This is a genomic window from Kribbella sp., assembly GCF_035655035.1.
In the GTDB taxonomy this organism is placed as follows: Bacteria; Actinomycetota; Actinomycetes; order Propionibacteriales; family Kribbellaceae; genus Kribbella.
Genome location: NZ_DASRVN010000213.1, coordinates 1 through 7,026 on the forward strand (window position 1 = coordinate 1; position 7,026 = coordinate 7,026).

The window sequence follows — 7,026 nt, forward strand, 5'->3', positions numbered from 1 at the left end:
TGGTTAGAGTGCCGTCGTGGGCTCGGGTGATGCTTTTGACTATGGCCAGGCCTAGGCCTACGCCGGAGTGCTGGTCGGTGCGGATGCGTTCGCTGCCGCGTTGGAAGGGTTCGACGAGGGTGGCGATCAGGTGGGGGGCGAGTTGTACGCCGGTGTTCTCCACGGTGAGGACGACCGTCGGGGTGTCGACGCGGGTTGTGACCCACACCGAGCCGTGGTCGGGCAGGTTGTGGACGATCGCGTTGTGGACGAGGTTCGTCGTCAGCTGGAGCAGTAGGGCGGGTGAGCCGACGGTCGGAGCCTGGTCGCCGCTGGTTTCGATCGTGACGCCGTTCTTCTCGGCCAGCGGGAGCAACGTCTCGGTCGCCTCCTCCGCGATCAGCGACAGGTCGACCCGCTCCCGGCTGAACGACCGCTGGTTCGCGCGGCTCAGAACCAGCAACGCCTCGGTCAGATCGATCGCCCGGGCGTTGACGGCGTGCAGGCGGTCGACGAGTACGTCGTTGTCGTGCGACATGTCGTTGCGCGCCACATCGAGCAGCGTCTGGGTGATCGCCAGCGGCGTACGGAGCTCGTGCGACGCGTTCGCCGCGAACCGCTGCTGCTCGGCGACATGTGCCTCCAGCTGCGCGAGCATCGTGTCGAACGAGTCCGCCAACTCCCGGAACTCGTCGCGAGGTCCCGGCAGCCGGATCCGGTGCGACAGTGACCCGGTCGCGGCGACCCGGGTGGCCTCGGTGATCCGCCGCAGCGGGTCGAGCATCCGCCCGGCCAGGATCCACCCGCCGACCAGCCCGAACACCAGCAGGAACGCCATCACCACAGCGGCGACCGGCGCGAACGACCGCCACAGCAGCTGCGGAAACGTGTACGTCGTCGTCATGATGACCACGCCGCCCGACCGGAACTGGCTCAGCCCGAACCACCCCGCGATCAGCAGCAACACCCCCGCGGCCATCACGAATCCCGCGTAGCTGAGGGCGAGCTTGAGCCGGACGCTCAGCCCGGGCTCCCTATCCACGATCTCCGTCCCCGGCGTCGATCCGGTACCCGGCCCCCGCGACGGTCGCGATCACCCACGGTTCGCCGAGGCGTTTCCGCAGCGCCGACACGGTGATCCGTACGGCGTTCGTGAACGGGTCGGCATTCTCGTCCCAGGCCCGCGCGAGCAGGTCCTCCGCGCTCACGATCCCGCCCTCGGCCGCGACCAGGACCTCCAGTACGGCGAACTGCTTCCGCGTCAGCGCGACGTACCGCCCGTCCCGGTACACCTCACGCCGGAACGGGTCGAGCCGCAGGCCCGCGATCTCCCGCACCGGCGGCCGGCTGTACGCGCGCCGCCGGTCCAGCGCGCGCAGCCGCAGTACGAGCTCCTGGAACTCGAACGGCTTGGTCAGGTAGTCGTCGGCGCCGAGCTCGAACCCGGATGCCTTGTCGTCCAGCCGGGACGCCGCGGTCAGCATCAGGATCGGCGTACCGCTGCCGGAGGCAACGATCTCCTTGGCGATCTCGTCGCCGGACGGGCCGGGGATGTCCCGGTCCAGCACGGCGATGTCGTAGCTGTTGATGCCGAGCAGCTCCAGCGCCGCGTGGCCGTCGCCGGCGATGTCCGCGGCGATCGCCTCCAGGCGCAGGCCGTCCCGGATGGCACCCGCCATCTCCGGCTCGTCCTCCACGATCAGCACCCGCACACTGTCGATGCTACGGGCCGGTCCATATCGTCGGTGTATCCAAAACTCCATACCGGCCGGCAACGCCCGTCCATCTTCACTGGTGATATGACCGTCAGCCAACCGACCCGGCGCGCCAGATCGACGCTCCGGGCGGCCTTCCTGCTCGCCAACGTGGCGATCATCAGCGTGTTCATCCACCAGTCGCTCGCGACCTCGCTGCCGACCACCGGGCGCGCCGGTCTGGGCCAGGCGGATGGCGCCGTACCGGACGGCGTCACGGTGTTCGACGACAAGGTTCCCGGCGTCACCAACCTCGACCCCGAACTGCTTCGCGCGCTCCGCCGGGCTGCGACGGCGGCGGCGCAGGACGGGGTCGTCTTCTACGTCAACAGCGGGTGGCGCTCACCGGCGTACCAGGAGAAGCTGCTGCGGGACGCGATCGAGCGGTACGGCTCGAAGGAGGAGGCGGCGCGCTGGGTCGCGACGCCGCAGAACTCGCCGCATGTGAAGGGCCAGGCGATCGACATCGGGCGGTCGGACGCGACGGCGTGGCTGTCCGAGCACGGCGCGGCGTACGGGCTGTGCCAGATCTACGACAACGAGCCGTGGCACTACGAGCTGCGCCCGGAGGCGGTCCAGCACGGCTGCCCACCCCGGTACGCCGACCCGACGCACGACCCGAGGATGCAGGGGTGACGCTCTCGATCGCGCCGATCAGCGCCGCCGACCACCTCGCGTTCGTCCAGGCACAACGATCCGTCAGCTTCCTTCAAACGCCCGCCTGGGCGAGCGTGAAGACCGAGTGGCGCAGCGAGTCGCTCGGCTGGTACGACGGCGAGCGGCTCGTCGGCGCAGGGCTCGTCCTGCACCGCCCGGTCCCCCGGCTGGACCGCTACACGCTCGCGTACCTCCCCGAAGGCCCGGTCATCGACTGGACCGGCCCGATCGACCGCGGGCTCCGCCCGCTGGCGACGTACCTCAAGGCGAACGGCGCGTTCGCGATCCGGCTCGGCCCGCCGGTCCGCACCGACACGTGGACCGCCGCGCAGGTGAAGGAAGGGATCGCCGACCCCGCGATCCGGCGGCTCTCCGATCTGCCCAGCATCGAGTCGCCCGGCAGCCAGGTGACCAAGCAACTGCGCAGCGCCGGATGGCTCCCGCAGAACCCGGTCGACGGGTTCGGCACCGGCCATCCGCAGTACACGTTCGAGCTCCCGCTCGGCGGCTCCGAGGACGACGTACTGCGGGGCATGAACCAGCAGTGGCGGCGCAACATCAAGAAGGCGGAGAAGGCCGGCGTCGAGGTGACGATCGGCGACGACCTCAAGGCGTTCCACGACCTGTACGTGCACACCGCCGAGCGCGACCATTTCACGCCGCGGCCGCTGCGGTACTTCGAGACCATGTTCGCCGCGCTCCGCCCCGAGGACCCGGACCGGATCCGGCTGTACCTCGCACACCACGAGGGCGACCTGGTCGCCGCCGCGATCATGATCCGGGTCGGCGCCCAGGCCTGGTATTCGTACGGCGCCTCGGCGACCGAGAAGCGCGACGTCCGCGGGTCGAACGCGTGCCAGTGGGCGATGATTCGCGACGCGATGAAGGCCGGGTGCGACGTGTACAGCCTGCGTGGCATCACTCCGACGCTCGACGCCGACGACCCGCACGTCGGGCTGATCCAGTTCAAGGTCGGCACCGGCGGACAGGCCGTGCGGTACGTCGGCGAGTGGGACCTGCCGTTGCGGCCGCTGCTGTACCGGGCGTTCGACGTCTACCTGCGCCGGCGCCGCAAATGACCTGACATATCGTCGGCATATCGAAAATCCGATATGCCGACGCAACGTCGCACCTGGTTGACTGTCCGGATGCACCTCTGCCCCCGCGGTCCGGCGTGACCCTCAGCGGCGCGCGGTTCTGGTTCGGTACCTTCACCGGGGTCGCCCTGCTGACCATGCTTCTGCTGCCGGTCGCCGCGGTCGTGGTGTGGGTGCTGGCGCGCCGCCGCGGTGTGCGCAACGCGCTCTCCGAGGTCGCGATCGTCTACTGGACGCTGCCGATGGTCTGGCTGACCATGCTCCCCGGCAGCCACGCCGGCAGCGCCAACCGCCGCGTCAGCCTGATCCCGTTCCGCGACCTGCTCAGCACGTCGGTGCCGCAGGTCGTCGGCAATCTGCTGATCTTCGCGGTGCTGGGCTTCTTCGTGCCGATCCGGTTCGCCGTCAGCTTCCGCCGGGTGGTGGCGATCGCCGCGTGCAGCTCGACGGCGATCGAGATCTCCCAGTACGTGTTCCGGCTCGACCGGGTGTCGTCGGTGGACGACGTACTGCTGAACACCGTCGGCGCCGCCCTGGCCGCGCTCGCGTCGTACCACTGGTGGCTGCGGCGGACATGTCGTCCGCATATGAAAAACCGGATACGCGCTCGCAACGCCGTCCGTTCTTGACTGGGAGGCATGAAACCAGCAGGTATCACCGTCTTCGGCTGTGAACCGGACGAGGCGATCCTGTTCCGCGAACTCGCGCCCCGGTACGGCGCGTTTCCGACCATCACGGCCGCCGCGGTCAGTGCGGAAACCGCCGAACTCGCCGCCGGAAATCGCTGCGTCAGCATCGGGCACAAAACCAGGGTGACGAACGAAACCCTGCGCGCGCTGAGGCACACCGGTGTCGAATACGTGTCCACCCGGAGCATCGGCTACAACCACCTCGATCTGCGGTACGCCGAGAGCGTCGGAATCACGGTGGGAAACGTCTCGTACTCCCCCGACAGCGTCGCCGACTACACGTTGATGCTGATGCTGATGGCGATCCGGAACGCGAAGTCCGTCGTCCGGCGCGCCGACCTCCACGACTACCGTCTGCCTGCCGTCCGCGGCCGTGAGCTGCGGGATCTCACCGTCGGTGTCGTCGGCACCGGCCGGATCGGCGCCGCGGTCCTGGACCGGCTGCGCGGCTTCGGCTGCCGGGTACTGGCCTTCGACACCCGCCCGAAGACGTCTGCCGATTACGTGCGACTGGACGACCTGCTGGAACAGAGCGACATCGTCACCTTGCACACTCCACTGACGCCGGAAACGCACCACCTGCTGGACGAACAACGGATCGCTCAATTGCCGCCCGGCGCCTTCGTGGTGAACACCGGACGGGGCGCCCTGATCGACACCGAGGCCCTGACAAAAGCCCTCGAAGTAGGGCAGCTCGGCGGCGCCGCGCTGGACGTTCTCGAAGGCGAGGAAGGAATCTTCTACGCCGACCACAGCAACCGCCCGATCAAAAGCGAGCTATTGCTGCGATTGCAGGCCTTGCCAACGGTCCTGATCAGCCCGCACACCGCGTATTACACCGACCGTGCCCTCCAGGACATGGTCGAGCACTCCCTTGTCAATTGCCTGAACTTCGAAAGCGGGAAGCACCATGGGTAAGTTGAAGGTCGGAATCCTGTTCGGCGGCGTGTCCGAGGAGCACGGCGTCTCGGTCAAGTCCGCGCGCGAGGTCGCGAAGCACCTCGACACCGAGAAGTACGAGCCGTACTACATCGGCATCGCGCAGAGCGGCGCCTGGAAGCTGTGCGACGGCCCAGGCAACGGCCCCGGCACCGACTGGGAGAACGGCGACACCAGCCCCGTCGTACTGTCGCCGGACAGCAGCGTGCGCGGCCTGCTGGTGCTGGAGTCCGACCGGCTCGGATCACGGATCCGCCAGGGCCAGTACCGAACCGTCAACCTCGACGTGATCCTGCCCGTCCTGCACGGCAAGCGCGGCGAGGACGGCGCGATCCAGGGCCTGCTCGAGCTGTCCGGCATCCCGTACGCCGGCTGCGGCATCCAGAGCTCGGTCCTGTGCATGGACAAGACGCTGACGTACCTCGTCGTGCAGAGCGCGGGCATCCCGACGCCGAACTTCTGGATCGTCGGCGCCAAGGAGACCGTCGACCCGGACCAGTTCGACTACCCGGTGTTCGTGAAGCCGGCCCGCTCGGGTTCGTCGTTCGGCGTCAGCAAGGTGACGGCCAAGGACGAGCTGGCGAGCGCGATCGAGACCGCGGCGCAGTACGACACGAAGGTCCTGATCGAGGAGGCGGTCGTGGCCAGCGAGGTCGGCTGCTCGATCCTCGGGAACGACCCGGAGCTGACCGTCGGCGAGGTCGACCACATCGCGCTGTCGCACGGGTTCTTCAAGATCCACCAGGAGAGCACGCCGGAGAGCGGCTCGGAGAACTCGACGCCGATCGTGCCGGCGGACATCCCGGCGGAGTCGCGGTCGCTGGTCCAGGAGACCGCGAAGGCGATCTACCGGGCGCTCGGCTGCACCGGCCTGGCCCGGGTCGACCTGTTCCTCAAGGAGGACGGCTCGGTGGTGCTGAACGAGGTCAACACGTTCCCGGGTCTCACGTCGTACAGCCGGTATCCGCGCATGATGACCGCGGCCGGGCTGCCGCTCGGCAAGGTGATCGACCAACTGGTCGCGGCGACCCTGTCGGGGAGTCCGCGGTGAAGGCCGACCTGGTGTACGTCGACGAGTTCGCCGCCGGGATCCGGTGGGACGCGAAGTACGCGACCTGGGACAACTTCACCGGCAAACCGGTGGACGGCTACCAGGCCAACCGGATCGTCGGCACCCGTGCGCTGTGCGCGGCGCTGGAACGCGCACAGCGGAAGGCGGAGCCGCTCGGGTTCGGTCTGCTGCTCTGGGACGGGTACCGCCCGCAGCGTGCCGTCGACGACTTCCTGCGCTGGTCGGCGCAGCCCGAGGACGGCCGCACCAAGCCGCGGTACTACCCGAACATCGAGCGCGCCGAGATGTTCACCAACGGGTACGTCGCCACCCGCTCGGGCCACACCCGCGGCAGCGCCGTCGACCTCACGCTCTACCATCTGGACACCGGCGAGCTGGCCCGGATGGGCGGCGACCACGACCTGATGGACTCGATCTCACACCACGGCGCGCCCGGCGTCACCGAGAGCGAGGCGCGGAACCGGGAGACGCTGGCGGCGGTGATGGAGGCCGCCGGGTTCGAGCGGTACGCGTTCGAGTGGTGGCACTACACGCTCCGGGACGAGCCGTATCCGGACACCTACTTCGATTGCCCGATCGCGTGATCCTGGGCGGTCGTCGCGGTTCATCCTCGTGGTGAGCTGACGCCCGACCACTTCTCCTCGATCCGGGCGTACTTCCAGACCGCGTGCGCCCCGAGCCAGGTGAGCACGAACAGTGCCACGATCGCGTACCCGACGTTGTTCAGGTCCACGGCGGCGATCGCCGCCAGTGGACCGTGCTCGATGTGCAGCTTCTCGGTCAGGATCGAGACCAGCTCGATGCTGCCGATCACCAGCGCGACCGCGACCGACAGGCCG

8 protein-coding genes and 1 pseudogene are annotated in these 7,026 nt (G+C 68.7%); 6 read left to right on the forward strand and 3 right to left on the reverse strand.

Annotation, left to right across the window (positions count from 1 at the left end; all coding sequences use genetic code 11):
- Positions 1–1,021, reverse strand: a 1,021-nt coding sequence (locus VFF46_RS12320; RefSeq protein WP_325037222.1) for a HAMP domain-containing sensor histidine kinase, incomplete at its 3' end; no start/stop codon positions are given.
- Positions 1,014–1,691: a response regulator transcription factor gene (locus VFF46_RS12325; protein ID WP_325037223.1), complete on the reverse strand. Its 678-nt coding sequence runs from the start codon at positions 1,689–1,691 to the stop codon at positions 1,014–1,016. The genes VFF46_RS12325 and VFF46_RS12320, both read right to left, overlap by 8 nt.
- Positions 1,692–1,778: 87 nt before the next feature.
- On the opposite strand from VFF46_RS12325, the gene VFF46_RS12330 reads away from it, so the two are divergent.
- From VFF46_RS12330 to vanX, 6 genes are all read left to right on the forward strand, one after another.
- Positions 1,779–2,369, forward strand: a complete 591-nt coding sequence (locus tag VFF46_RS12330) for a M15 family metallopeptidase (protein ID WP_325037224.1) — start codon at positions 1,779–1,781, stop codon at positions 2,367–2,369.
- Complete coding sequence (locus VFF46_RS12335) at positions 2,366–3,469, forward strand: lipid II:glycine glycyltransferase FemX (RefSeq protein WP_325037225.1); 1,104 nt, start codon at positions 2,366–2,368, stop codon at positions 3,467–3,469. Before VFF46_RS12330 ends, VFF46_RS12335 begins: the two co-directional genes overlap by 4 nt.
- Positions 3,470–3,564: 95 nt before the next feature.
- Positions 3,565–4,116 carry a VanZ family protein gene (locus tag VFF46_RS12340; protein WP_325037226.1) on the forward strand — a complete coding sequence of 184 codons (552 nt, stop codon included), beginning with the start codon at positions 3,565–3,567 and terminating at the stop codon, positions 4,114–4,116.
- 9 nt (positions 4,117–4,125) lie between these two features.
- Positions 4,126–5,094, forward strand: a complete 969-nt coding sequence (locus VFF46_RS12345; protein ID WP_325037227.1) for a D-isomer specific 2-hydroxyacid dehydrogenase family protein — start codon at positions 4,126–4,128, stop codon at positions 5,092–5,094.
- On the forward strand, positions 5,087–6,166 hold the full coding sequence (gene vanA, locus VFF46_RS12350; protein ID WP_325037228.1) for a D-alanine--(R)-lactate ligase: 1,080 nt from the start codon (positions 5,087–5,089) through the stop codon (positions 6,164–6,166). The genes VFF46_RS12345 and vanA overlap by 8 nt, the downstream gene beginning before the upstream one ends.
- Complete coding sequence (gene vanX / locus VFF46_RS12355; RefSeq protein WP_325037229.1) at positions 6,163–6,771, forward strand: D-Ala-D-Ala dipeptidase VanX; 609 nt, start codon at positions 6,163–6,165, stop codon at positions 6,769–6,771. Before vanA ends, vanX begins: the two co-directional genes overlap by 4 nt.
- A gap of 20 nt (positions 6,772–6,791) precedes the next feature.
- Here the strand turns inward: vanX and VFF46_RS12360 are convergent.
- Positions 6,792–7,026, reverse strand: a pseudogene (locus VFF46_RS12360) (HoxN/HupN/NixA family nickel/cobalt transporter); the annotation flags it as partial.

Coding starts and splice junctions, on each gene's coding strand:
- VFF46_RS12330 (WP_325037224.1), top strand. CDS start 1,779: ATGACCGTCAGCCAACCGACCCGGCGCGCCAGATCGACGCTCCGGGCG.
- VFF46_RS12345 (WP_325037227.1), top strand. CDS start 4,126: ATGAAACCAGCAGGTATCACCGTCTTCGGCTGTGAACCGGACGAGGCG.
- vanA (WP_325037228.1), top strand. CDS start 5,087: ATGGGTAAGTTGAAGGTCGGAATCCTGTTCGGCGGCGTGTCCGAGGAG.